This window comes from Rahnella sp. CJA17(1/100) (assembly GCF_963881615.1).
GTDB classification, from domain to species: domain Bacteria; phylum Pseudomonadota; class Gammaproteobacteria; order Enterobacterales; family Enterobacteriaceae; genus Rahnella; species Rahnella aceris.
Window position 1 is genome coordinate 65,898 of sequence record NZ_CAWOJA010000006.1, and the last position, 24,457, is coordinate 90,354.

At 48.9% G+C, this 24,457-nt stretch carries 22 protein-coding genes and 1 pseudogene; 7 read left to right on the plus strand and 16 right to left on the minus strand.

Annotated features, from left to right (window positions below; genetic code table 11):
- Positions 1–38: 38 nt before the first annotated feature.
- From AACU55_RS04090 to AACU55_RS04105, 4 genes are read right to left on the minus strand one after another with little or no spacing between them, the layout of a single operon-like run.
- Positions 39–1,400: a family 4 glycosyl hydrolase gene (locus AACU55_RS04090; RefSeq protein ID WP_037034547.1), complete on the minus strand. Its 1,362-nt coding sequence runs from the start codon at positions 1,398–1,400 to the stop codon at positions 39–41.
- 35 nt (positions 1,401–1,435) lie between these two features.
- A complete protein-coding gene (locus AACU55_RS04095) occupies positions 1,436–2,281 on the minus strand; it encodes a carbohydrate ABC transporter permease (RefSeq protein WP_037034548.1) in 846 nt (281 codons plus the stop codon).
- A gap of 2 nt (positions 2,282–2,283) precedes the next feature.
- On the minus strand, positions 2,284–3,264 hold the full coding sequence (locus tag AACU55_RS04100) for a carbohydrate ABC transporter permease (protein ID WP_134706717.1): 981 nt from the start codon (positions 3,262–3,264) through the stop codon (positions 2,284–2,286).
- 36 nt (positions 3,265–3,300) lie between these two features.
- Positions 3,301–4,566, minus strand: a complete 1,266-nt coding sequence (locus AACU55_RS04105; protein WP_134706718.1) for an ABC transporter substrate-binding protein — start codon at positions 4,564–4,566, stop codon at positions 3,301–3,303.
- A gap of 122 nt (positions 4,567–4,688) precedes the next feature.
- Here AACU55_RS04105 and AACU55_RS04110 point away from each other — a divergent pair, with 122 nt between their 5' ends.
- A complete protein-coding gene (locus tag AACU55_RS04110; RefSeq protein ID WP_037034556.1) occupies positions 4,689–5,624 on the plus strand; it encodes a LysR family transcriptional regulator in 936 nt (311 codons plus the stop codon).
- Here AACU55_RS04110 and AACU55_RS04115 read toward each other — a convergent pair whose 3' ends face one another.
- From AACU55_RS04115 to AACU55_RS04155, 9 genes and pseudogenes are all read right to left on the minus strand, one after another.
- Positions 5,625–5,891, minus strand: a complete 267-nt coding sequence (locus AACU55_RS04115) for a PTS transporter subunit EIIB (protein WP_037034559.1) — start codon at positions 5,889–5,891, stop codon at positions 5,625–5,627.
- A 262-nt stretch (positions 5,892–6,153) separates the two neighbouring features.
- Positions 6,154–7,104, minus strand: a complete 951-nt coding sequence (locus AACU55_RS04120) for a 2-hydroxyacid dehydrogenase (protein ID WP_134706719.1) — start codon at positions 7,102–7,104, stop codon at positions 6,154–6,156.
- A gap of 9 nt (positions 7,105–7,113) precedes the next feature.
- Positions 7,114–8,430 carry an MFS transporter gene (locus AACU55_RS04125; protein ID WP_013575994.1) on the minus strand — a complete coding sequence of 439 codons (1,317 nt, stop codon included), beginning with the start codon at positions 8,428–8,430 and terminating at the stop codon, positions 7,114–7,116.
- A gap of 160 nt (positions 8,431–8,590) precedes the next feature.
- Entirely contained in the window at positions 8,591–9,739 is a 1,149-nt protein-coding gene (gene dgoD / locus AACU55_RS04130) for a galactonate dehydratase (protein ID WP_134706720.1), read from the minus strand.
- Complete coding sequence (locus AACU55_RS04135; RefSeq protein ID WP_119261762.1) at positions 9,736–10,353, minus strand: 2-dehydro-3-deoxy-6-phosphogalactonate aldolase; 618 nt, start codon at positions 10,351–10,353, stop codon at positions 9,736–9,738. The genes dgoD and AACU55_RS04135 overlap by 4 nt, the downstream gene beginning before the upstream one ends.
- On the minus strand, positions 10,337–11,233 hold the full coding sequence (locus tag AACU55_RS04140; RefSeq protein WP_134706721.1) for a 2-dehydro-3-deoxygalactonokinase: 897 nt from the start codon (positions 11,231–11,233) through the stop codon (positions 10,337–10,339). The genes AACU55_RS04135 and AACU55_RS04140 overlap by 17 nt, the downstream gene beginning before the upstream one ends.
- The gene (gene dgoR, locus AACU55_RS04145; protein WP_013575998.1) at positions 11,230–11,928 is read right to left on the minus strand and encodes a D-galactonate utilization transcriptional regulator DgoR; all 699 of its coding nucleotides are present in this window, start codon (positions 11,926–11,928) and stop codon (positions 11,230–11,232) included. Before dgoR ends, AACU55_RS04140 begins: the two co-directional genes overlap by 4 nt.
- Positions 11,929–12,250: 322 nt before the next feature.
- Positions 12,251–12,452: pseudogene (locus AACU55_RS04150) on the minus strand (GNAT family N-acetyltransferase); the annotation flags it as partial.
- Between the two features lie 389 nt (positions 12,453–12,841).
- Complete coding sequence (locus AACU55_RS04155; protein WP_119261764.1) at positions 12,842–13,168, minus strand: hypothetical protein; 327 nt, start codon at positions 13,166–13,168, stop codon at positions 12,842–12,844.
- A gap of 360 nt (positions 13,169–13,528) precedes the next feature.
- Here AACU55_RS04155 and AACU55_RS04160 point away from each other — a divergent pair, with 360 nt between their 5' ends.
- A complete protein-coding gene (locus tag AACU55_RS04160) occupies positions 13,529–14,428 on the plus strand; it encodes an ATP-grasp fold amidoligase family protein (RefSeq protein WP_119261765.1) in 900 nt (299 codons plus the stop codon).
- Between the two features lie 25 nt (positions 14,429–14,453).
- On the opposite strand, the gene AACU55_RS04165 is transcribed toward AACU55_RS04160, so the two are convergent.
- Both AACU55_RS04165 and AACU55_RS04170 read right to left on the minus strand, forming a co-directional pair.
- The gene (locus AACU55_RS04165; RefSeq protein ID WP_134706722.1) at positions 14,454–15,527 is read right to left on the minus strand and encodes an ATP-binding protein; all 1,074 of its coding nucleotides are present in this window, start codon (positions 15,525–15,527) and stop codon (positions 14,454–14,456) included.
- Positions 15,524–16,225: a response regulator gene (locus tag AACU55_RS04170; RefSeq protein WP_119261767.1), complete on the minus strand. Its 702-nt coding sequence runs from the start codon at positions 16,223–16,225 to the stop codon at positions 15,524–15,526. Before AACU55_RS04170 ends, AACU55_RS04165 begins: the two co-directional genes overlap by 4 nt.
- A 234-nt stretch (positions 16,226–16,459) precedes the next feature.
- Here AACU55_RS04170 and AACU55_RS25720 point away from each other — a divergent pair, with 234 nt between their 5' ends.
- The 4 genes from AACU55_RS25720 to AACU55_RS04185 all read left to right on the plus strand — a co-directional run bounded on the left by AACU55_RS25720 (position 16,460) and on the right by AACU55_RS04185 (position 22,079).
- Positions 16,460–16,708 carry a hypothetical protein gene (locus AACU55_RS25720; protein ID WP_167686164.1) on the plus strand — a complete coding sequence of 83 codons (249 nt, stop codon included), beginning with the start codon at positions 16,460–16,462 and terminating at the stop codon, positions 16,706–16,708.
- Positions 16,709–16,748: 40 nt separating this feature from the next.
- Positions 16,749–17,630, plus strand: coding sequence for an ABC transporter six-transmembrane domain-containing protein (locus tag AACU55_RS04175; protein WP_119261769.1), 882 nt, complete (start codon positions 16,749–16,751; stop codon positions 17,628–17,630).
- Between the two features lie 73 nt (positions 17,631–17,703).
- Entirely contained in the window at positions 17,704–20,808 is a 3,105-nt protein-coding gene (locus AACU55_RS04180) for a multidrug efflux RND transporter permease subunit (RefSeq protein ID WP_134706724.1), read from the plus strand.
- 1,001 nt (positions 20,809–21,809) lie between these two features.
- Positions 21,810–22,079, plus strand: coding sequence for a hypothetical protein (locus AACU55_RS04185; protein WP_167686165.1), 270 nt, complete (start codon positions 21,810–21,812; stop codon positions 22,077–22,079).
- Positions 22,080–22,454: 375 nt separating this feature from the next.
- Here the strand turns inward: AACU55_RS04185 and AACU55_RS04190 are convergent, their stop codons facing one another.
- Positions 22,455–23,375, minus strand: a complete 921-nt coding sequence (locus AACU55_RS04190) for a DMT family transporter (protein WP_015690098.1) — start codon at positions 23,373–23,375, stop codon at positions 22,455–22,457.
- Between the two features lie 239 nt (positions 23,376–23,614).
- Between AACU55_RS04190 and AACU55_RS04195 the strand changes: the two genes are divergently transcribed.
- Complete coding sequence (locus AACU55_RS04195) at positions 23,615–24,454, plus strand: transporter substrate-binding domain-containing protein (RefSeq protein ID WP_041689107.1); 840 nt, start codon at positions 23,615–23,617, stop codon at positions 24,452–24,454.
- Positions 24,455–24,457: the final 3 nt, after the last annotated feature.

Below are 24,457 nucleotides of genomic sequence, written 5' to 3' on the forward strand. Positions count from 1 at the left end.
GTTATGCCGGAAGCTCCCGGCATCAATAGAGTCTGTCTTTATTTCAGATAGTTAAGCCATGGGCTCTGACGAGAAATCATCACATCCACCAGTTCTGGAATAGCACGGCATTTGTTGTTCACCGGGTCAACCAGCAGTGCCTGAATCACCAGATCGCGGGATCCTTCAAGGATGGCCTCCGCCGTCAGGTCGTGGATGGCAACCTGATTACTGAGTAACCCGCCGATACCGGCCGGGACATCGATCTGGATCCCATGTACACCTTTCCGGTCAATAATCGCAGGCACTTCCACGGCGATAAACGCTGGCAGTTGTTTGATAAATCCGCGGTTCGGAATGTTGACGGCGGCCTCCTCATAGCCTGAGTCGGTCAGAATCCCTTCGATGACGGGCACCACGCGCTCCTTCAACTTAAGCTCAATCTTCGGCTGCACCTCACCGAGGTAGTTACGATAGAAAGTATAAAAGTCGAGAATGCCGCGATGATCGCTGACCTCGCCCGCCCAGCTGATGTATTCGCCAAAATGGCTGTCGCCGGTGATAGGCAGGTGATGAAACTTCTCAAGGATCTCTTTGAATAACGTACGGTCTGCCCAGGGATACGAGCTGTCTTTGCCGCCGAGCGCATGACGTTCGGTGCTGCCTTCAGTTTCCACCCACTTACCGTGGGAGCGGGTATACGCCAGGATGTCGCTGTAACCCGGCAAAGTTGCGAAATAGTCCGGGGCTTTGGCCCTGACGTCGGCATACGCGTCTTTACCACTGTCTTTATACCGGGCTTCTAACAGCACGCTGAAGTGGTTGAGGCCACCCGAACGCAGATTCAGATTATCGAAGGAGGTTCCCAGTATTTCAGGCAGATAGCGCTCAAGGGACGCTATTTCGTGACACATGCCGACAAAATTCAGCTCAGGGAAAGCACGATGCACGGTGGTACAAATGCGGCTCATCGGATTGGAATAATTAAATATCCAGGCATCAGGGCAAATGTTGGCCACGTCGGCGCAGATGTCCAAAATAGGGGGAATAATACGCAGCGCATGGAACAATCCCCCCGGGCCGCCGTTTTCTCCGTAGACCTGCTGAATGCCATACTGCTGCGGGATCTGCCAGTCAAGATCCCACAGGGCAAAACGATCGCCCACCTCAATCGAGATAATCACAAACCCGGCACCGCGCAACGCCGTGGCACGGTCAGTGGTCGCACTGACGATAAAGGGGAGATCTTCTTTTGCCAGGAAATCACGGGCCGTCTTTTCCGTTACCGCCAGCGAGGCCGGATTGATGTCATGGAGTACGATTTCACTGCCGTACAGCGCGGTGCTCTGGAAAATGTCACCCAGCGTACCGTAACCAAACTGCGCACTGCCTGCGCCCACTAAAACAATTTTTGTAGCCATATTATTCGGGTCTCCTGACGATACTGATTGAGGCATCAGCCTTTGACTGCGCCGTTGGTTAATCCACTGACAATGCGTCGCTGGAAAATAAGCACCAGCACCACAATGGGAAGCGTGACGATGACTGAGGAAGCCATGATGGCGCCCCATGGAAGTTCGAATTGGGAAGATCCTTGCAACATACTGATCGCCACGGGAACGGTTCGCTTGTCGCCGGAAATCACAAACGTCAGAGCAAACATAAATTCATTCCAGGCGCCGATGAACGCCAGCAGTCCGGTCGTCACCAGCGATGGCCCCATGATGGGCACAAAGATACGGCTGATAATGGTCCAGGTGCTGGCACCATCGACGATTGCCGCCTCTTCCAGCTCGACGGGAATCGCCTTCATAAAGGTGGTCAGCACCCAGATAGTGAAGGGTAATGAAAAGGTGGTGTAGGACAGGACCAGCGCGCCAAGCGAGTCATACAATCCCATAAACCGCACCAGCTCAAACATACCTGACAGCACAGCCACCTGCGGGAACATGGACACACAGAGAATGGTGAACAGCAGATACTTTCGCCCTGTAAAACGAATGCGCGACAGCGCAAAAGCAGCCGTGATTGACACCAGCAGACACAGACCAACAGTGAGCGTTGCCACCACCGCCGAGTTAAAGAGGCTGCGGGCAATGCCGTTATCCATCAGCGCGGTCACGTAATTCCCCCAGTTCATTTCATCGGGCAACCAGATCACGGTGAACAGATTTGCCCCCGAACGTAGCGAGGTGATAATCGCGTAGTAGAACGGGAACAGACAGATCAAACAGGCAAATGCAGATCCTGCAAAAATCAGTGAACGCTGTGCGAGTTTTTGCTGCTGACGATTCAGTTTCATGATTATTCCTCTCCATTGCGGCGGCGACCCAGCATCAGGAAGCAGGCTGCAATCCCTGCCACCATCATGAATACCAGTACCGACGCGGCGGAACCGGATCCCATTTCCTGATAACTCACCAGCAAATCTCGTGCATAACCCGACACCGACACAGTGGCTTCACTGTTGGAGGTCAGGATATAAATCAGATCAAACACCCGTAGCGCATCCATGACGCGGAAAATCAGCGCGACGATCATTGCCGGCATAATCAACGGCAGTGTGATTCGACGAAAACGCTGCCAGGTATTGGCCCCGTCAATCCGCGCCGCTTCATACAGATTGCGCGGGATCAACTGCAAGGCGGCCAGCAGCATCAGCGCCATAAACGGTGTGGTTTTCCAGACATCGACGATGACCACCGCCCACATGGATAACCCCGGGTCTGCTACCCACGCCAGCGGGGAGTAAATAACCCCAAGCCTGAGCAACAGATTGTTCACCACCCCATACTGGTCATGGAACATCCAGCTCCACATTCTGGCGGACACAATCGTCGGGATCGCCCACGGCACCAGAATGGCGGTTCGCACCAGCCCCTGACCGCGAAACTTCTGGTTCATCAGCAAGGCAAGCAGCATGCCGAACACCAGTTCAAGCGACACCGACATCACGCTGAAACGCAGCGTGTTACCAACGGCCTTCCACCACAGCGGATCGGCCAGGACGCCGTAATAATGGGCACCGTCGGCCAGGTCAATGTAGTTGGTGAAGCCGACAAAACGGTAATCATCGGGCGAATCCAGCATGGCATCGGTGAAGCTGTAAAACAGTGTGCGGAACAGCGGCCAGCCTGCAACGGCGGCCAGTAACAGAAGAGATGGCGCCACCAGCAGCCAGGCGATACGGCTGCGGCGTAGCTGATAACCGGGCTTGCTGCGCTTCACCGCGCGGCTGCCAACGTTATCGTCAGGAAGTGATAGTGAGGGTGTTTCTGGCTTCATGCGTCAAACTCCGGACCGTTAATGGGGACGCTGAACTCAGCGCCATCCTCTGGCTTTAATTCTCTCCAGCCGCTGCTGCAACTCTGCCACTGCGGTCGCCCCGTCGCTGTCGCCACGCAGCACGTTGTAAGTTGCGTTATAAATCGCTTTGGAGACCTGCGCGTACTGGCGTTTGGTCTGCGATGCAGGGCGAGGCCTGGCCAGCAGGAAGATCTCTTTAAACTCGGCGAGATAGGGTGCCTGCGCCAGGACGTCAGGATCGTCATACAGCGCAGTGCGCGACGGCGCCCTGCCCATCAGCGTCAGCCCTTTCTTCTGTGATTCGGCACTGCTGACAATTTTTAACAGCGCCAGCGCGGCTTTCGGATTTTTGGTGTAAGCGCTGATCGCCCAGTGCCAGCCGCCCATGGTGCTAACAGAGGTGCCGTCCTCGCTCCGGGGTAACGGAATGACGCCGACTTTGCCACGGATCGGGCTGCTGCGGTCTTGCGCCAGCGTGTAGGCATAAGGCCAGTTGCGCATAAACAGGGCATCACCGTTCTGGAAGACCGGACGGGACTCCTCTTCCATGTAACCTAATGCTCCCGGTGGAACGATTTTCCCGATCCATGCCGCGGCCATATCCAGCGCCTGTGCGGCGCGTTGATTGTTGATGGTGATATTGCCGTTAGTATCAATAAAACTGCCGCCCTTCTGCGACTCCACCCACTCCAGCGCATTGCAGGTCAGCCCCTCATAGGCTTTGCCCTGAAACACCAGCCCCCAGAAGTTTTGATGTCCCGCTTCACGCTCACCTTGTTGAACCAGCGTGGCAACACGCGTCAGCTCGCGCCAGGTCACAGGCGGCTTTTGGCCGTATTTCGCCAATAAATCTTTGCGATAAAACAGCGCGCCTGCATCCATGTAAGCGGGAATGGCTTTGACACGACCGTTAACGATGTCGTTTTGGAACGCGTTCGGGAAAAAATCATTGCGGATATCACTGACGCTATCTGTTAAATCCAGCAGATGTTTATCCAGCACACCGATCCAGACGGTGTCGGCCTGGAAGAGATCGATCGCGCCCGAATCTTTGGCAGCGAATATCTGTTGAAACAACGACAATTTTTCATTCGAGGCCGGTGGAAGATCGATAAATTCCAGCGTGTGACCGGTCTGCGCTTCGAACTGCTGTTTAATGTCGTTACAGAACTGACGACTTTCCTTGCCAGGCGGACATTCCATACGCAGGGTGTCGGCATGAACCAGACTCGATGTCAGGGTCAGCGTGGCTGCAACCAGTCCCGGGATTACTCGTCTCATGGCTTACTCTCAGGTCGTGGCGGGAATACCGTCATAGGAGGAAAATAGCGAAGCGGAGACATTGGTGGAAATTGATTTTCACTGCTAAGGTATAAAAATTATCTATACCACTAGAGGAATGTGTGATCTTGGATAAAATTCTGCGGCAGTTTATCGAAGTGGCGATGTTCAAAAATGTGAGTCATGCAGCAAACAAACTTTGCCTTAGTCAGCCGACACTTACGCATAATATGAAGAAGCTGGAGGAGAATCTGGGCGTGCAGCTGCTTGTGCGCACCTCAACGGGCGTGAAAACGACCGAGTACGGCGATCTTTTGCTGGAGCAGGCGCAGATGATGCAGCGTATTTATGAAAATACGCTGAGTAAACTGGCGCTTATCAAAGCGCGTCAGGTGCAGAGTTTGCGGATGGGCACCGGGCATGCCTGGTGGCACATGTTTGTACGCGACAGTTTCAACACTTACCGCACGCTGCATCCCACGGTAAATATCCATATCGATCAGGGAAATCACCTGCGACTGATGGACTTACTGCTTGGCGGTGATATCGATCTCTTTATCGGGCATGAGATTCAGGGGCTGAATTCCAGGGCAGGCATCACCTTTGTGCCGCTGTTCAGCGTCACCGACAGCCTGTTTGTCCGACGCGGGCATCCGTTAGGCAACAACGTCATCGACCCCTTCCAGCTGCAAGACTATCCTTGCGTTGAACTGACGCCGGATGAAGGGCGTTTTCAACACATGGTCGAAGATATGCAACCCAAAAGGCTGGCGCGCAACCAGATGCATCTTGAAGATAGGGTGATCTGGTCAACTAACTCGATGATGGCGGCGATAGACATGGTCAATGATTCCGACGCCATCATGCTGAGTTATCCGACGTGCATGGCGGACTACTTTGCGCCTTACGGCATTATACCGCTGCAAACCACGCAACAAAGCCCGCGCTATAACGTGGGCTTTTATATGATGCGGGAGAAGATGGATGCGGCGCACGTGGTGCAGATGCAGGCATTGATGCAAGAGCATCTGGCGCGGGTCAGCCACCTGCTGGTCTGACTATTTTTGAGTTAACGCCGTCAGCGCCTGATACAGCGACCGGGTATTGCCCGGTCCGACCACCAGGTGATACTCCGTGTCGCATTGTGGTGTTTCTACTTCAAGTACAGCCCGAATGGCCTCCGGTGCTTCTAATGCCTGCCTGTCGAGCCGGGAAGCATCGCGAACCTGCATCCGGATCCTACTGGCACAGTAGGTCATTTTAGTGAGGTTATCCGCGCCGCCAATTGAGTGAACAACTAACGCTGCCAGTTGTTGGGTTTCCATATTCTCTCCTGATAGCCCTTAATGTTTCCGCAGCAGCATAAGTCTGACGTTCAACAAAGTGAAATCGATTTATTCGCAAGCGATATAGACATTGTCTATATCTTTACGGCAAGGCCTCTGCCATTGAATACCTCAGGCATTTCCAGTCTTCCCTCCGCTCCGGGACAATTATCCCCTCCCGGATGGGGGTTTAACGCTGGCAATCAATAAGCGCGACGTAACGCCGCGCTTTGATTTACATGCAGAATACGTTTTCACTCGCTTACTGCGGAACAGGTGTCACCAACGGCTCGCCAGCAAAATAGGCGTTGACATTTTCCAGCACCAGACGCGACATCTCTTTGCGCGTCGCCCAGGTAGCACTGGCCATATGCGGCGTGACCACCACATTTGCCCGGTGTAACAATGCGTGCGGGACGTGCGGTTCGTCGGTGAAAACATCAAGACCGGCTCCCCCGAGTGTCCCCTCTTCGATGGCTTCAGTCAGCGCCCGCTCATCGACTACCGAACCACGGGAAATATTGATCAGAATGCCTTCCGCGCCCAGAGCATTCAATACATTGCGGTTAACGAGGCCGCGGGTTTCGGCACCACCGTTGGTACAGACCACCAGAAAATCACTCGCCCCGGCCAGCGATAGTAATGTTGCATGGAAGGTGTAATCCGTGTCGGCAAGTGCAGCGCGATCCGTATAGGCGATCGACATATTAAATGCCGCAGCGCGTTTGGCGATAGCACGCCCAATACGCCCCATGCCAATAATGCCTAACCGCGCCCCTGAGACTTTACGGGTCCAGGGATAACCGCCCTTCTGCCATGCTCCCTGTTCGATAAAGCGTTGTGCTGCGGGGATCTGGCGTGACGTTGCCAGTATCAACCCCATGGCCAGGTCGGCGACGTCATCCGTCAATACGCCGGGGGTATGGGTCACAGCGATCTCACGCTCTCTTGCTGCGGCAACATCAATACCGTCATAGCCAACACCAAAGTCGCTGATGAGTTCAAGGTTAGGTAGCCGTCCCATAAATTCGCGACTGACCACGGCTTCGCCGTTAGTGAGTACTACACGAAACTCGGCGGCTAACCGGTCAAACTCCCCGGCGGCCATGTCGTTGTATTCATACACATCGTATAGCGCGTTCAGTTGTGCATTCAACTGATCTGGCAGCGATGCCTGCTTCAATATTTTCTGTTTAACCGCGATATTCTTCATAACAAGACCTTAGTGTTGCGATAATGATGAGGCTGACGATTTTGTCGCTATTACTTTAGCCGGACGGCCGACATAGATACCGACGATGCCGCCGATAACCAGTGCCGTAGCAATGATCAATAAGCCATAATGGAAACTGCCGGTGACGTCCTTTATTTTTCCCAGCAATGGCGGCAATCCCAGACCGGCAAAGTTGGCAATGGCATTAATAAAAGCAATAGACGCCGCAGCAGCAACACCTGCTAATTTTTCGGTCGTTACCGCCCAGAATATCGGGGTCAGCGCGAAGTTAAAGCCGACGGTCAATACCAGCATAATATAGGCAATGAAGAGGTTACTGGTATATATCGAGGCAGCCAGCAGTAAGCCGGAAATAATTAACGGCACCCCCAGATGTAGCGATCGCTCTTTGGTGAGATCCGAATGACGTCCATTCACGTACATAAATATCGCTGCAAAGGCAAAAGGAATGGCCGACAAAACGCTAATAACGAAATTACTCTGTTCTGTAGCCACACTTTTAATAATGAGCGGCAGGAAGAGTGTAATACCAATTGAGCAAAATGCTTGCAGGAACCACACCAGACTCAACATCAATACCACTTTATTCCTGAGCGCACTGGCCCATGAATGATGTTTCCCTACTTCTACGTCACCATTCTCTTGTTGTAACCGGGTGTTCAGCCATTTTTTCTCGTCCGCACTCAACCAGGTGGCATGATTTGGCGTATCCGGCAGACGTAACAGTACCAGACAGCCGAGAATGATGGCCGGGATGCCTTCCATCGCAAACAGCCAGCGCCAGCCTGCGATATCGGCAATGCCGTGCATATTGAGAATACTGCCGGAAATCGGTAATCCAATCACTGACGCCAGCACCGATCCCATATAGAAGAACGACATGGCACGGGCGCGGTTGCTCTTGGGAAACCAGCAGGAGATATAGTAGATAATCCCCGGTGTAAACCCGGCTTCTGCCATACCCAGCAAAAAGCGCATCACGTACAGTTGTGTCGGCGTATGGACCAGTGACATCCCGGCGCTGACAACCCCCCAGGTAATCATGATGCGCGCAATCCAGATGCGTGCACCAACCCGCGTCATAATGACGTTACTGGGTATTTCAAAAATGATGTAGGAGATATAGAACATACCGACACCCAGGCCATACATACTGGCAGACAGGCCTAAATCGGCATTCATTTGCAGTGCCGCAACGGATATATTGGTTTTATCCAGATTGGCAACAAAGTAGCAAATAATAATAAAAGGTATTATTTTTGCGTTTAATTTTTTTAGTGTTGTAGAGCACAGATCGATGTTCATTATTATCACCTTAATGAGTCTGCTCTGGTGTCAGGGCATAAGATGGCCATTCCACGTAATGTGGATTGAAAAAAAATACGGATATATCGATATTATTATTAATTGCTTTATTGATATAGTTTTACCAGATGCTTCTGTTATTTTAAATATATAAAGCAGGTTACCATTCGGCGACAGCGCCATCTTCATAACGCCAAATTGGATTGCGCCAGTCAGGGGCATTCTTACTGCGCTCAATCACCAACTCCTCATTAATTTCAACGCCCAGTCCGGGTTTATTCAGCGGATAGAAATAACCATCCGTCATGATAAAGTCTTCTTTATTAATGACATAATCCAATAATTCGGCTCCCTTATTATAATGGATACCCATACTCTGCTCCTGGAATACCGCATTACGCGCCACAAAATCCAGATGCAGGCAAGAAGCCAGTGCGATCGGCCCCAACGGACAATGCGGTGCCAGCGAAATATCGTAAGACTCTGCCATCGCCGCAATTTTGAAGCATTCCGTGATCCCACCCGCGTGCGACAAATCCGGCTGGATAATGGCTAAACCACCGTCGGCCAATACACGTTTGAACTCAAAGCGCGAGAACATGCGTTCACCGGCTGCAATGGGAATATGTGTCTGAGCAGCCAGACGAGGATAGTATTCTGCCTGTTCGGCGAGTACCGGTTCTTCGATAAATAGCGGACGGTAAGGTTCGAGCTCTTTGATCAGAATCTTCGCCATAGGTGCATTGACGCGGCCATGAAAGTCGAGACCGAACTCAATGCTGTTACCGAATGCTTCACGTATTTGCGCCACGACGGCGACGGCATCGTCAACTTTACGTGAATTGTCTATCATGCCCATTTCTTCGCAGCCATTGAGTTTAAAGGTATCAAAACCAATGCCTTTCAACTTTTTAATGCCTTCAATCACATCTGCCGGGCGGTCGCCGCCAACCCAACTGTAGGCTTTAATCTTATCGCGAACCAGACCACCGAGCAGTTGATAAACAGGAACGCCCAGGGCTTTGCCCTTAATGTCCCACAGTGCCTGATCGATGCCGGAAATCGCGCTCATCAGAATCGGACCACCGCGATAAAATCCACCGCGATAGAGGGTCTGCCAAATGTCATTGATGCGCGCCGGATCCTGTCCGATCACATATTCAGACAGCTCATGCACAGCAGCCTCAACACTGCGGGCACGGCCTTCAACAACCTGCTCTCCCCAACCGACAATGCCTTCATCAGTTTCTATTTTCAGGAACATCCAGCGCGGCGGCAGCCGGTAGGTGGTTAGTTTGGTCACTTTCATCGGGTTGATTCCTTATAAGCTTTAACAAAGGCGTTAGCTTGTTGTGTCGTACGTTCAACAGACTGTCCGGCACGGTAGAGATCACTTCCCAGCCCTGCACCGATACAACCGGCATTAAGATAGAGATGTAAATTTTCAGGAGTGATACCCCCCACGGCAAAGACCGGAATTTCTGGCGGTAGCACCGCTTTCAACGCTTTGATGTAATCCGGTCCAAAGGCGTTGGAAGGGAAGATTTTCAGCGCCTGAGCGCCCGCATCCAGTGCATTGAAGGCTTCCGTCGCGGTCGCGCAACCAGAGCAGACGGTCATGCCATACCCCACAGCCCGGCGAATCACTTCCGCCTGAATATTAGGGGTGACCACCAGACGGCTGCCCATCGTATTCAGTTCATCAACTTGCGCAGGTTGTAAAACCGTCCCGGCACCAATCAGCGCCCGATGCCCGAACTCTTTCACCGTTTCACTGATGCTGCGCTGCCAGTCAGGCGAGTTGAGTGGGATCTCCACGGCATCAAAACCTGCCTCCAGCAATGCTGTCACATGCGCCTGAACGTCTTGTGGCGTGATACCGCGCAGAATGGCGATTAACGGAAGTTCAGTATTCCAACTCATTGATAATACTCCTTATACCTGCCTGGAAAGCGCGATCGCCTTCCAGTGTTTGCCAGGTCAGTCCGGCAAACTTCAATGCCTGCTGGTAACGTGCGGTCAGTTTGGGACTCCCAATTAAGGTAATGGGCTGATCGCCATTGATGCCGTATTGCCGCTGCATTTGCGACACTTCATTGCCGATCAACAACCCCGACAGCCATTCACTGACGGCGCTTTTATCTAATTGCCCTAACACATGCGCCGCGCGGGTCTCAAAAAGACTGCGAATAATGTTGGTTTCTTTGAAACCACTCTCCAGCCCCTGCTGGAATACCGCCGGATTTGCCTGTTGCCCGGTCAGCCCGATACCAATCAGCGAATGGTGCATCAGCAAATGGTGGAGTTCGCCGGTTATGACGGTACGGAAATCAACAATCTCGCTACCGTCCATCTGTACCCATTTACTGTGCGTTCCCGGCATCAGATAAAGCGAAGCCGGACATTCTGTATAAGCACCGATTAACTGTGTTTCTTCACCGCGAATGACATTGCAATTCCCCTCGCTGACCACACTCAGACCGGGAATAATCCACGCGTTGAGCGGTGTGGCCTGCTCCACCCGCGTTAACTGTCTGGAGAAATCAGTCAGCCGCGTCGGGCAAGGCAGATAAGGTACCGTCATCCATCCTGCGTTGCTGCCAACCATTCCCGCCATCAGAACCGGTACCTGATGAGCTTGCCAGGGTAAAAGTGTGTCGCGGAAAACCTGTTCAGGCGTACGGCCATTGAGCCGGGTAACCCCCGCTTCTGACTCCCGGTGATCGGTACATTCACCGTTCAGGTAGAGCCAGGCGCGCAAGTTGGTCGAACCCCAGTCAATGGCGATATAACTTTCTCTCATGTAATATCCTTCAGCCTTTTGGTCGAGCTGGCGATCATTGTCAGTGCCGCCTGTTCTGCTGCATCTGCGTTCTGATGCCGTATCGCATCGTACAGATCCTGATGCTCCTTCAATGTGCGCGGCATGTTGGCTTCATCGGCCATATAGGTCCGTTCAAATACGGCACGCTGTAAGGAACTTATCGCCACACTGAGTTGTTGCAGCACCGGGTTATGCACCGACGCCAGTACCGCTTCGTGAAAACGGATATCAGCCTCATTGAAGGCGTCACGATTTTGGTGATCGGCGATCATATCGTTAAGCGCTTTTTCAATAACCGCTAATTCGCTGGAGGTCGCCCTTTCCGCAGCCCAACGGGCAATGACCGGTTCAACCAGATTACGCACCTCGCTCATCGCCGGGATCAGCCGCGGGTCATAATCATTCGCCAACGACCACTGCAAAACATCGGTATCCAGATAATTCCACTGGTTGCGTAAAGCCACAAAAGCACCGCGATAACGCTTTATCTCCACCAGCCGCTTCGACATCAACGAGCGAAGCACTTCACGAATGATGTTCCGTGACGTCTGGAACTCTTCGCACAACTCGGTTTCCGCTGGCAGCGCAGACCCCGGGGCATATTTGCCACTGACGATTTGCTGCCCTATCTCGAGAATAATGCGATCGGTTTTGCTCAACTCCTGGCTACTCATAGATGCTCCACAAAAGACTAAAAGGAAAAGTTGCCGGGTACTTTACCTGTATCGAGCCTATGCGTCGCAAGATCACCGCACAATTCACAATTATTGTTCTTAACCTTGATGAAAATTGTAGTACAAAGCATTAATCATGTACTGCAATGTAGATCACAAAACGGTCGATGCCTTGCGATTTTGCTGAACAGCAGGGGTTAGCACGAAGATCGTTTTCGTTTGGCGAAAATCCAACAAGATGAGAATCTTTTATCGCTTTCTGGCCTGAGTTCGCTGGCCAGATGGGCTGGGAGAAATGCGTCGAATTGAATTAAACAGGCTGGATGATGCCATCAGTCTCTTTTAGGCATACAGCGAACTGGCTGGTATCACGGGCTCTCCTGTCAACCTCAATCTTCCAGTGAATTGAGTTTCTCGTCCTGAAAATAAGGTGTGCGGGGTGAAGACAGGTAATCGAAAAGTGCCGATGCGTCTTTCTGTTTGAATGCGCGAATAATGAGTCGCGGTGTGGTAGTTAAAATCATTAAGACCACATATTATCTGGCAGGTGTTTATGCATTCTAATTAATATCGAACTCTAATGTGAAACCAAGTTTTCCTATACTCTATATCTGTACTTATCCTGATGTTAATAATCCTTCTGGCATTCAAGGGGCGCTCCCACCTATCAAACCTGGCGTCGGTAAAGCTTCCAATACCAATGATGTAGTATAGTGTTCCACGTCACCTTTCAGCATGCATGATTATTGGTTCTTTTGGCATAGTGAAAATATCGTATCAGATTCCTCCCCCACCAGCGGTCTGATTTTAGCTGTTCTTATCGGGTTTATGCTACTATTAAGCACATTCGTTAATCAGTATAGCGGCAAGACGTTTATGCCAAGTATTGATCCCAATTTATTTATATTCATAGTTATATATTCTCAAAGGAAGATTTAGTTGAACCAAACAGGAATCGCTTCATTTTATATACAGCATGCCTGAGGTTTTTTAAAATTTTACTGGAAGTTTTTTGGATTATATTGTATTTCCAAGTATTGGGAGCTTTTAATGCATGGTCTGGTGAGATGCTGCTATTAAGGTTGGGTTCGGACGTTACGTCAGATATCACACGATAATTCCCTGTATTTATTTTTACATCAAATCGGCTAAAAAATGTTTTCTTCACCTCACTGCCTTTAAAAAATAACATCGTGATTACTAAAATGAAATAAAACAAACGCAGGCTGAAAGTACTCATGTTTTGATCACCTTTGCATAAAGACGAAAAATCCTCTCTTCATTTAAATTGTGCACAATAATCATGGATAGCGCGTTGTAGTTATATGGAGGTAAGATGTAGATAAGGGAAATATCGAATCTAAAGAGTGCAATGAACAATCTTTTCTATTGAGATTCTGGCGTAGTGCAGTTGTAGATGAATTACTTATGGCTCGACTTGTGAGAGTTATGTGTATCAATCTTCGTCATAGGCTTTATCACACGCCGGACACCCTGATTTTAATAAGCAGTTCTATTCATCTCCATATTAAATACACATAGACGACAAACTAGCACAATGAAGAACGCCCAGAATCATTCCCTTCTATCAGGAGGGAAAATGAAAAAACTATTATTTTTGGCTAAAAAAACTGAATATATAGCTAAGGTTTTGCGAAGTTTTATAGTGAATGATGAAGATTTTCTAAGCCAACGGCTAAAGGAAATGCAGGGATCGCAACCTAATTTAACAAAACCATCCACTTTGAATGAGAAAATCTGTTATAGAATGATCCACCAAAGGAATCCACTGCACACGATTCTCGCGGACAAAATAAAAGTTAGAGAATATGTGAAAAAAAGGACAGATCTTGTAGCGATTATCCCTATAATCAAAGTCTATAATAATACAAAACAAATAAATTTCGATGAACTCCCTGAAACGTTTGTATTAAAATGTAACCATGACAGTGGGAGTTCGATAATTTGCACAAACAAAAAAACTTTAAATAAGAAGTTATGCTTAAAAAAACTTGAGCTGGCTTTATTTAAAAATATGTATTACAGCACCAGGGAATGGCACTATAAAAATATAGAAAAGAAGATCATTTGTGAGGAATATGTGATCTTAGAGAAAGTAAGAGATAAAGACCCACGGCCAGAAATGCTGAGGATCCATTGCTTTAACGGGATTGCCTGCTTCATTGAAGCTGATTTTACTGACTCCAATGGTAACGAATTTATCAATGTTTATGATAGGAAGTGGAAATTACAGCCATTCCAGATGGAATATCCAAACTATCATGGAGATATCGTTGAACCTGATTCTTTTTATAAGGCTTTGACGGCCGCTCAGGAGATATCATCAGGGATTGACTACTGTCGCGTGGATCTGATGTTAAATAATGATAAGCTATATTTTAGTGAAATAACACTCACTCCCTGCCGTGGCAAGTTAAAAATAACGCCAGAGAAATGGGATCGCAGACTGGGAGAGATGTGGGAGTTAGACGTTTACTAAAGAAGGCTCGGAAGAGCCTTTATCGTTATTTTTGGATATCAGATAAGGGCCACTGTAATAAAAATGTGGAGTGACAATATACCGACATTTCATAAAAAACGTCCCCACTGTGTGCCTGCATTATTGCTCTGGCTACCGAAAGTCCCAACCCACATCCCTGAGGATTAATTGCACGCATATTCTCCCCTCTCTGGAAAGGTTCAAACATATAAGGTTGAAAATCTTTATCAATACCAGGTCCACTATCCGTAATTGAGATACAGTAGTTGTTTTCACTCACCCGATAACTAATTACTATTTCTCCAGGAGTTGCATAATTGATGATATTATCTAGTATAATGTTCAGGCACTGCGTTATTCTCATCGAATCACACATAATGCATTCATCAATATTCGGTTTGGTGATAAAGAATCCTAATTTATCAATTTTGTCCTGAAAATTTTCTAAAGATTTTGAAACTATATTCTCAAATTTTTCCGGCTTAATTTGTATGGTAAAAGAATGCTTATCAGCAGAGCCTATCAGCCGGAGATCCTCAATCAGCCTGGAGAGTCCTTCCGTCTGAAGGAGTAAATTTTTGAAGAGGTTAGGTTCTGGGTTAAAAATACCATCCACTAAACCATGCAACCGACCTCTTAATATCGTTACCGGCGTTCTCAGTTCATGAGCGATAGCCGCATTCCATGATTTTCTGTCAGCGTCCATGACTTGCAATCTTTCAGCCATCAGGTTGAAATCACTGACAAGATTATTTATCTCTAAAAGATGACTTCTTTTGGTGATCGCGCGTGCACTCAAATCGCCATGCGTGATTCGTTGCAGGCTCAGGGCAACGGTATTTAAGGGCGAAAGAATGCGCGTTGATAATTTTAATGCGAAGAATACAGCAATGGTAAAACTCAGGAGTGAAGCTATAGCAATCCATACCCAGTCAATGAATGTCATGGCCTCATCATTGGCAGATGAGGCATAGCTCGGCAGGCTATAGACAACCGCGTAGAAAATATAGGTCCCCAATACTGAGATAAGAATGATACATAGTGTGAGTCCCAGCATAAAAAAAAGGATCTGCCTGCTCAGGTCATTTTTTCTTTTCATTTTTCACTTCCAATCCGGTATCCGATGCCGCGTATACTTTCCGGAACATTATCCAATCCAATCCTTTCCAGTTTCTTTCTTAATTTGCTTATATGGCTATCAATGGTTCTGTCAAGTTTATCCCCTTCAGGCAGGCAAGCATCCATTAATTCTTCCCGGGAAAATACTCTTCTTGGGTGTCTGGCCATATATGTCAATAACCTGAACTCCGAGGTGGTTAAAACCGGACTGTAGACAGCCCCATCAATGAGTACTTCCACACAGAACTCCTCAGGGTAAATAGTGATGAACCTCGTTCTAATTGGACTTTTCCCCTGTGGCTCCGGAGATTTTACCCTTCGCAAAACAGCTTCTATCCTGGCGAGAACTTCGAGTGGATTAAAAGGTTTGATGATGTAATCATCAGCTCCCAGTCGTAATCCCATCAGCTTATCAATATCCTGGTCAAAAGCAGTAACCATAATAACGGGCACGTTACTTTCTTTTCTTAACGACGATAGAAAATTCCAGCCGGTGATATCGGGTAATTGTATATCCAGCAAGATAAGGTCTGGTTTTTTCAATCTGAACAATGCCATAGCGGTGGTGCCATCCTTTGCATGTATTGCCTCCATTGCTGATTTTCTTATGTAACTAACTAATATATCAGCTATTTCTGGTTCGTCTTCAACCACCATTATCAGGTTATGACCGTTCATGCTCTTCTTCCATTTTGATTTAAGCTAATGCTGCCTTACTTTATAGTGCTCGTGATAAAAACTCCAGAGCGGTTTTAAGTCAAAGCGAAGTCATCACTAAATGTCATTATTTTATTTTCCTCCATACTCCCTCCATAAAGAAGTCATCAAAAAAACATAAGCAACCTATACTATTAATGCCTTAAGAGAGTTAAGAAGCAATATCACACCTTGAAAGGAAGAATGGGATTGGTTATGGAGTGGCTGGTGTTGAATGTGCAGATTTTACAACAAAGTCATCAGGCACTTATTCTTGAGTCAGGGAAAATCAGGGTCATCGCTCATGTTAATACCCAGTTCGACGTAAAACCTCAAGATATAATCTCCCCGGTTAAAGATGCTTTTTATACTATTAATCATCATATAGAAAAAAGAATACTTTTTTTGAGCGCGTGTGAATTTACTCCTGAATGCTGGGTTCGCCTTACTGTGCCCGCGAAATAATTACACCTGTTTTACTTTTAGAAAAATATAAATATCCGTCATGAATACACTTAAAAATATTGTTGAACACAGTGCACTGGCAACTCTCAAATCTCTTGGCCGCCGCCATTACAGAAAATTGTTTATCACGCTGCTATTGGTTATTGCAGAAAACGTAGCATGGCTACTTTATCCGCTGCTGGCGAGCTTTGCCATTAACGCCATACTGGCCGGCAAGGCAATGCATGCGGTGCTATATGCAGCCATGGTTCTATTCATGTGGGCTCTCGGGGCAGCTCGCCGCAGCGTGGATACGCGCACATTTGCCCGGATATATGCAGAGCTGGCGGTGCCGGTAATCATGGCGCAGCGCCGGGATAATGAACGCCCTACCACCGTGGCGGCGAGAGTCGCATTGTCGCGGGAGTTTGTTGATTTCTTTGAAATACATCTGCCGGTGTTGATCACGGCAATCTCTTCTATTACGGGAGCAACGTTAATGCTTCTGGTTATAGAGCCCAGAACCGGCATTGCCTGCCTGCTCATTCTTATTTTATTTGGAGTGTGTCTGCGCCGGTTTACACAGCGAAATGAAGTCCTTTTCGAACGTCTTAATAACCGTCTGGAAAAGGAGGTCAGTCTGATCAGCGGTGCTTCCTTCTCACCGCTGACCCGCCATTATCACGTGCTGGCCAGATTGCGGATCGCCTTGTCCGACAGGGAAGCGCTGGGATATCTGGCTATCGGTGCGGCGGCTACCCTGTTATTTGGCATGACTATCCTTACGATGACGCTTAGCGGTGGGCAGGATGCAGGGCATATCTACGCTGTAATGACCTACATGTGGATGTTCGCGATGAGTCTGGATGACGGACCTCAGCTACTTGAAAAGTATTCTCAGCTGAGGGATATCGGGAAAAGGGTTAACACCGGACAGGTATAACTTACCCGTTTTAGATCATAAGGATAGCTGCTTTAGCTTGTTCAGTTGCAGTACCTTTATATGGATTATAGTTATGCCACAGTTTTTCATTGAGCGCCCGATCTTCGCCTGGGTTGTTGCTCTTTTCATCGTACTTTCCGGCCTTATTGCCATCCCGCAATTACCGGTAGCCCAGTACCCGTCTGTTGCGCCACCGGCCCTGACCCTATCGGCCTCTTATCCCGGCGCCACGCCGGAGACAATGAATGCCTCGGTTATCTCACTTCTGGAACGTGAAATTTCCTCAGTGGACAATCTGCTCTACTTTGAGTCGGCCACTGACTCTTCCGGTAATGCCTCTATTACGGTGACATTCCAACCCGGAACCAATATTCAGTTGGCGCAGGCAGAGGTGCAGAACCAGCTTAAGGCGGTGGAACCAAGGTTGCCACAAGCCGTCCGCCAAAACGGAGTTCAGGTGGAAGCGGCCAACTCTGCATTCTTGATGATAGTCGGTCTTAAGTCACCTTCCGGCCGCTACAGTGCAGAAGACCTGAGTGACTATTTTGCTCGTAACGTCTCGGAAGAACTTCGCCGTGTTTCCGGCGTTGGAAAAGTGCAACTTTTTGGTTCCGAAAAAGCGATGCGTATTTGGGTCGATCCGATGAAGCTGTACAGTTACCGACTCTCTTTCAATGATATCTCGACGGCAATCCTCCAGCAAAATGCACTCATAGCTCCAGGCCGGGTGGGTGATGAACCTGCGATATCCGGACAACGGGTTACCTACCCGCTGATGGTGCATGGGCAGCTCTCTTCCGTTGAGGCCTTCAGAAACATCATGCTACGGGAAAATACCGATGGCTCACGCGTCCGGCTGAACGATGTTGCCCGCGTTGAGCAAGGGTTGCAAAGCTATGCCTTTGCCATACAGGAAAATGGCAAACCGGCCACGGCTGCGGCGATCCAGCTGGAAACCGGTGCCAACGCCGTCTCTACAGCCAAGGGGGTCAGAACACGTCTTACGACTTTGTCGAGCGTACTGCCAGAGGGGATGGAGTTCTCGGTATCATTTGATACCGCCCCCTTCGTTAAGCTGTCGATAGAAAAGGTAATACAGACTTTTTTTGAGGCTATGCTGCTGGTGTTCCTGGTAATGTTGCTTTTTTTGCAGAACCTGCGCTATACCTTCATTCCGGCCATCGTGGCACCTGTTGCACTCCTGGGCACCTTCACCGTCATGCTTCTAAGTGGTTTTTCAATCAATGTGCTGACGATGTTTGGCATGGTACTGGCTATTGGGATCATCGTGGATGATGCCATTGTGGTGGTTGAAAATGTCGAGCGTCTGATGGCAGAAAAAGGGCTATCGCCGCGGGAAGCAACGCAAAAGGCTATGCTTGAAATCACTCCGGCCATTATCGGCATAACTTTGGTTCTTACCGCCGTGTTCATTCCTATCGGTTTTGCATCGGGGTCGGTTGGGGTTATCTACAGGCAGTTCGTACTCTCAATGGCAGTGTCGATATTACTCTCTGCTTTTCTTGCCATGACGCTGACGCCGGCACTTTGCGCCTCTCTTTTGAAGCCGGTTGATAAGCATAGCACCATGAAACGGGGGTTTGCGGGCTGGTTTAATCGTCATTTTAGCCAACTTTCTATCAGGTATGAATCCGGTTTGCGTTTTGTGTTAAAGCGAACCGGCCGAATTATGGTGCTTTACATTCTCCTTTGTGGGGTCCTGTTTGCCGCGCTAGGTGCGCTTCCGTCCTCCTTTATTCCCGATGAAGATCAGGGATATTTTATGACTTCAGTACAGCTTCCTGCGGATGCCACACAAGAGCGTACCCGGGAAGTCATGCATCGTTATGAATCGCTCGTTGCTGCCCGGGAAGGCATTCAGAGCAATCTTACGATATTTGGTTTCGGTTTTTCTGGATCAGGACCTAATACGGCGCTGGCATTTACCACCCTCAAAGGATGGAACGAGCGCCAGGGTACAGATGCAGCCAGGGAAGCAAATTACGCGCAGGCCGCCATGAGCGCGGAACCGGCAGCTTCTGTGATGAGCATTATGCCGCCCGCCATATCGGATATGGGCACGTCTTCCGGCTTCACTTTTTATCTGGAGGACCGTGCGGGGCTCGGTTATGCAGCGCTCATCTCCGCGCAGAAAAAACTTCTGGATCTGGCGGCTAAAAGTCAGGTGGTCACGGATGTTTACCCTGATGGGCTTGCTGAAGGCGCCAGGGCCACACTGGATATTGACCGTGAAAAAGCACAGGCTATGGGCGTTTCTTTTGAAGAGATTAATCAGACGCTCTCGTCCGCTTTTGGCTCAAATTACGTCAATGATTATACGTATAAAGGACGCGTGCAGCAGGTCATCGTTCAGGCTGATGCGCCTTACAGAATGTACACCCACGATGTATTGAAGCTGTATGTCAAAAATAGTAAGGATGAAATGGTACCACTGGCTTCATTTGTAAAAATCAACTGGAGTCTTACAGCGCAGCAACTAAACCGATATCAGGGCTTTCCTGCCGTCAGAATCACCGGCAGCGCCTCACCCGGCTATTCCAGCGGGGCAGCTATGGCCGAAGTGGAAAGGCTGGGAGCCATGCTTCCCGCTGGCTTCATGATTGAATGGACCGGCACTTCACTGCAGGAGCGTTCCTCCGCGTCACAAATGCCTGTGCTGATGGTGCTTTCTGTGCTCGTGGTGTTTATGGTACTGGCAGCCCTGTATGAGAGCTGGGCCATTCCCTTATCGGTGATGCTGGTTGTCCCCCTTGGCCTTGCCGGTGCGGTTGCGGCCGTCTATATAGCGGGTATGCCTAACGATATTTTCTTCCGGGTAGGCATGATCACTTTAATTGGGTTATCTACTAAAAATGCGATCCTGATTGTAGAATTTGCCCGCCAGCTTTACACCGAGGGAATGGATATTTACGAGGCAACGCTGCAGGCAGCACGGCAGAGGTTGCGCCCCATTATTATGACGTCGCTTGCGTTTACTCTTGGGGTGGTACCATTGATGTTAGCAAGCGGTGCCAGTGCTCAGACGCAGCACGCCATTGGTACAGGCGTTTTTGGCGGCATGATAAGTGGCACACTATTGGCCATCTTCTTCGTACCTGTTTTTTATGTTGTTGTGATGAGAAGTTTATCGAACACCAAATCCCATAAAGGGTCCTGATGCGAAGATTATTTCTTCCTGATAAATTCCCATTCACGAAAATAAAGTGGTCGACGTTTTAACCGGAGGAGTGCATGCGTCGTATCCAAAAGATAAACAGGCATTAAGCATCAAAGCATGTAGCCGGGAATGACCGTGTCCTATTTCACTCGTTTACACAGTGTAAATGACAATCAGGTGTTCAAAGGGTTTAAGCTCGCGAGCCAAATCACTAATGATCGCAAGATCAGAACGTATTGCTTCTCGGATACTGAGTTCCATATCCAAATTTTTTATCTCCAATGAGGATCCTCGACCGAGTCTGTCAGCCAGTCGGATTAATTATAAAATCAGTTACGACGAGGATGCATTACAGCAAATTTGCACTTTTCGTTGAGTCCTGTGGACCTGGATTGCATTGTTCTTTTGTTCCTGGGAGATAAAAAGTGCCATTCTCAGCAGGATTCGTTCCTCCTGGGCATCCTGCCCTACCTGGTGAATTATCTGAACTGCCGCCGTCAGACCCCCTCCCTCCGTCTGCACCTGGTTTACCAGGTTGTGACATAGACCCACCGTTTCCACCATCCGCCCCCTTACCTCCCGCACCACCATCTGCAGCACCCACAGAAAAAGCGACAAGCGCGAAAATACACACAAAAAAGTGTTTATCCATATATGCATCTCCATTATTGAATAGACTCATGCTGGCAACATGAATTTTCTAAAATATCCGTTGAATCTGCTCTCATCAATTAAAATATCGTGATGTAAATAATGTCCACTGTTGGCACGCAGCAGACAAACACGTGACGCTGAAGGTCTGCTATGAGCGGGGGCCTGATATCGTGCCCAAAAAGGTAGGACAGTCATTTACCCAACACGAATCTGACTTCACTATGCAACTTGTTAAGGACATGATCATTGCTAAGAATTTTGATTAACCATTTTGTTTGAGTGGATATGCAAGTCATTACTTGTTATAACTCTTTGAGATCAGGCTAAAATGTAAAAGGTCAGAAAGGATGAACAATACTAATTGGACTTGGGAAACACATTTCAATATAGACAGCTCAGTACTTCTTAAAATTGTGGTGGTAGTACTTCTTTTAGTTTGGGGTTGTGCTGAGCTGCGGAAAAGAAGGAAAAAAAAACCAAATTTAGAAGCTTCAATCTCAAAAGCCAACGCCAGAGAACGCCACGAATGGCGCTATATAAGATATCCATTTAAGGTGCTACAGATTGCATTCACTCTGTATATTTTATGGTCAGTCATTCACTACCTTTTAACATAAATCCTAAACTATTATTCATCATAGACTTAATCCTATGGCTGATAACTTTTGATTTACTCTGTCCGCTTCTGAAAAAGAGTCGAGCACACCTTTTCCAACCCTTTGATATATTCTCAGCTTTAGTAAAATTGCTCTGCAGCCCTAGAAAGACCACCGGCAGCTATGGGCGAGATATAGTCATTCGCACCCTGAGAATTACACTTTTAAGTGATTCAGGGTATGCGCTTACTGGTTACGAATATTGAGCGAGAATCATGTGATGATCGCCGCTTTTCTTTCGAACCAGTAGGTGCTCTGTAAGCACACCCGTTTTAGTTCCACGCACGTTTGAGATATCCGGGAGGAGATCAGGATGCTTACCGCCCCCTTACTCCCCTACTTTGCTGATTTGATAATAGCCGTTCTGTTTATACGCCTCTCACTCAATAAGGCGAAAATCCCGGCTGCGGCCACGATTGACGCACCGGCCAGCGTGGAAGATGACGGAAAACTGTCGAGGAACAGAAAACCAAGCATCATCGACCAGACCATCGTGGTGTAATCAAAAGGCGCCAGCAGCGACGCATCGGCGTAACGCAGGCTCAGCGTAATCAGGATCTGTGCCATTCCGCCAAAAAATCCGCAACCGATGAGCAGTAAAAGCTGCAAGCTAGTCGGGATTTTCCAGCCGAAGAAAATCGTCGCCAGACCAATCAGCATGGTCATCAGCGAGAAGTAGAAAACGATCGCGCCCGGTCTTTCGATGCCATTTAAAAAACGGATTTGCACCGAAGATACCGCCGTACACATCGCCGCCAGCAGCGCCAGAATCACGCCCAGCCCCGCCGAAACCTGCTTAAAACTGCCCGAGAGCAGCGAACCGCTGTCTGTCAGATGCGCCCACAGCATGACGATAATGCCGGTGAAACCGATACCCACCGCCAGCCAGCGGGCTGCGTGAACATTTTCACGCAGCAAAACCGCGGCCATGACCACCGTAAATAGCGGCGCGGCATAGCTTATCGCCGTGGCATCCGCCAGCGAGATATACACTAACGCCAGATAGTTAAAATACATTCCCCCCGTGCCGGAAAAGCCGCGAATTAAATGGCCGGATATATTCTTCGTTTTAATTTGGGGGAAAACAGGGCCCTGCAATTTGAGCCAGATCAGCAGCGGGAATAAGGCAACGAAAGAGCGAAAAAATATCACTTCTCCGGTAGGTATATTTCCGCCCAGCCCTTTCACGCAGGCCAGCATTAATGTGGCACACAGGGCTGATAATATTTTTAGCGAAATACCCATTCTGGCGTTCATTATTAACCTTCGTTCCTGGTGAGCAGCGGGATGAATCTGTCCGCTATTCTGGCAGAGCCGCCTTTTTCCCGGTCATACAAAAAGCGTATCGCCATACAGGGTTTACTTCTTATACAACGCCAGGGTGAGCTTATATAGTCGGGCTGACTCATAAAGAAACCGCAGCCAGTTTTGCTCACAGTGAGCCAGGGGAAGTTGTCGTCACACACTGCTAATTAAAAAATCCCGGAGAATGAATGATGAAACTGAAGTTACTGTCTTGTTCCTTGCTGGCGTTGCCACTGATGGCGGCCTTTTCCTCTGCGAAAGCGGATGTTCTTTCTGATATTCAGGCACGCGGTTCACTCAATTGTGCCGTGTATTCCGATGTGCCGCCGTTCTCGTCGCCGGATCCGAAAACGCGCCAGCTTGCGGGAATGGACGTCGATTTATGCACGGCATTAGCCAAACAGATGGGCGTAAAACTCAATCTGATGCCGACGTCTATTGAAGCGCGTATTGCGGTGATCGCCACTGGCCGCGCCGACGTGCTGATTGCCAATCTGGCGTATACCAAAACGCGCGGCCAACAGATTCAGTTCAGCGATCCGTATTATGTGGCGAAAGAAGTACTGGTGGTGAAAAAGCCCAACGTCGATAAAACTCGTGCGGATTTTAAAGGCAAACGCATCAGCGCCACCAAAGGCACGACGTCTGAACAATCGATTTATCTGGCAGGCGCAAAAGCCGTGACCTTCCAGGATGCTGCGTCGGCCTTTCTGGCGCTGGAACAGAATAAAGCGGTGGGCTTTGTGACCAACACCATGACCGCCATCAAAATGATTTCTCAGGCCGGAAAAGACGGCATTGAACTGGGGATGATCAAAGAGCCGATGGCGCTGGAGCCGATCGGCGTCGGCATGAAAAAGGACGAACCGGCATTGCTGGCGAAGGTTAACAGCAGCCTGAAAGCGATGGATGACGACGGCACCATCGATAAAATCTGGGATACCTGGATCGGGCCAAATACCGAATACAAAATGGTGCGCGAAGACAAAGTTCAGCCGCTCTCCAGCCTTAAATTCGAACCTCTGGAATAACCG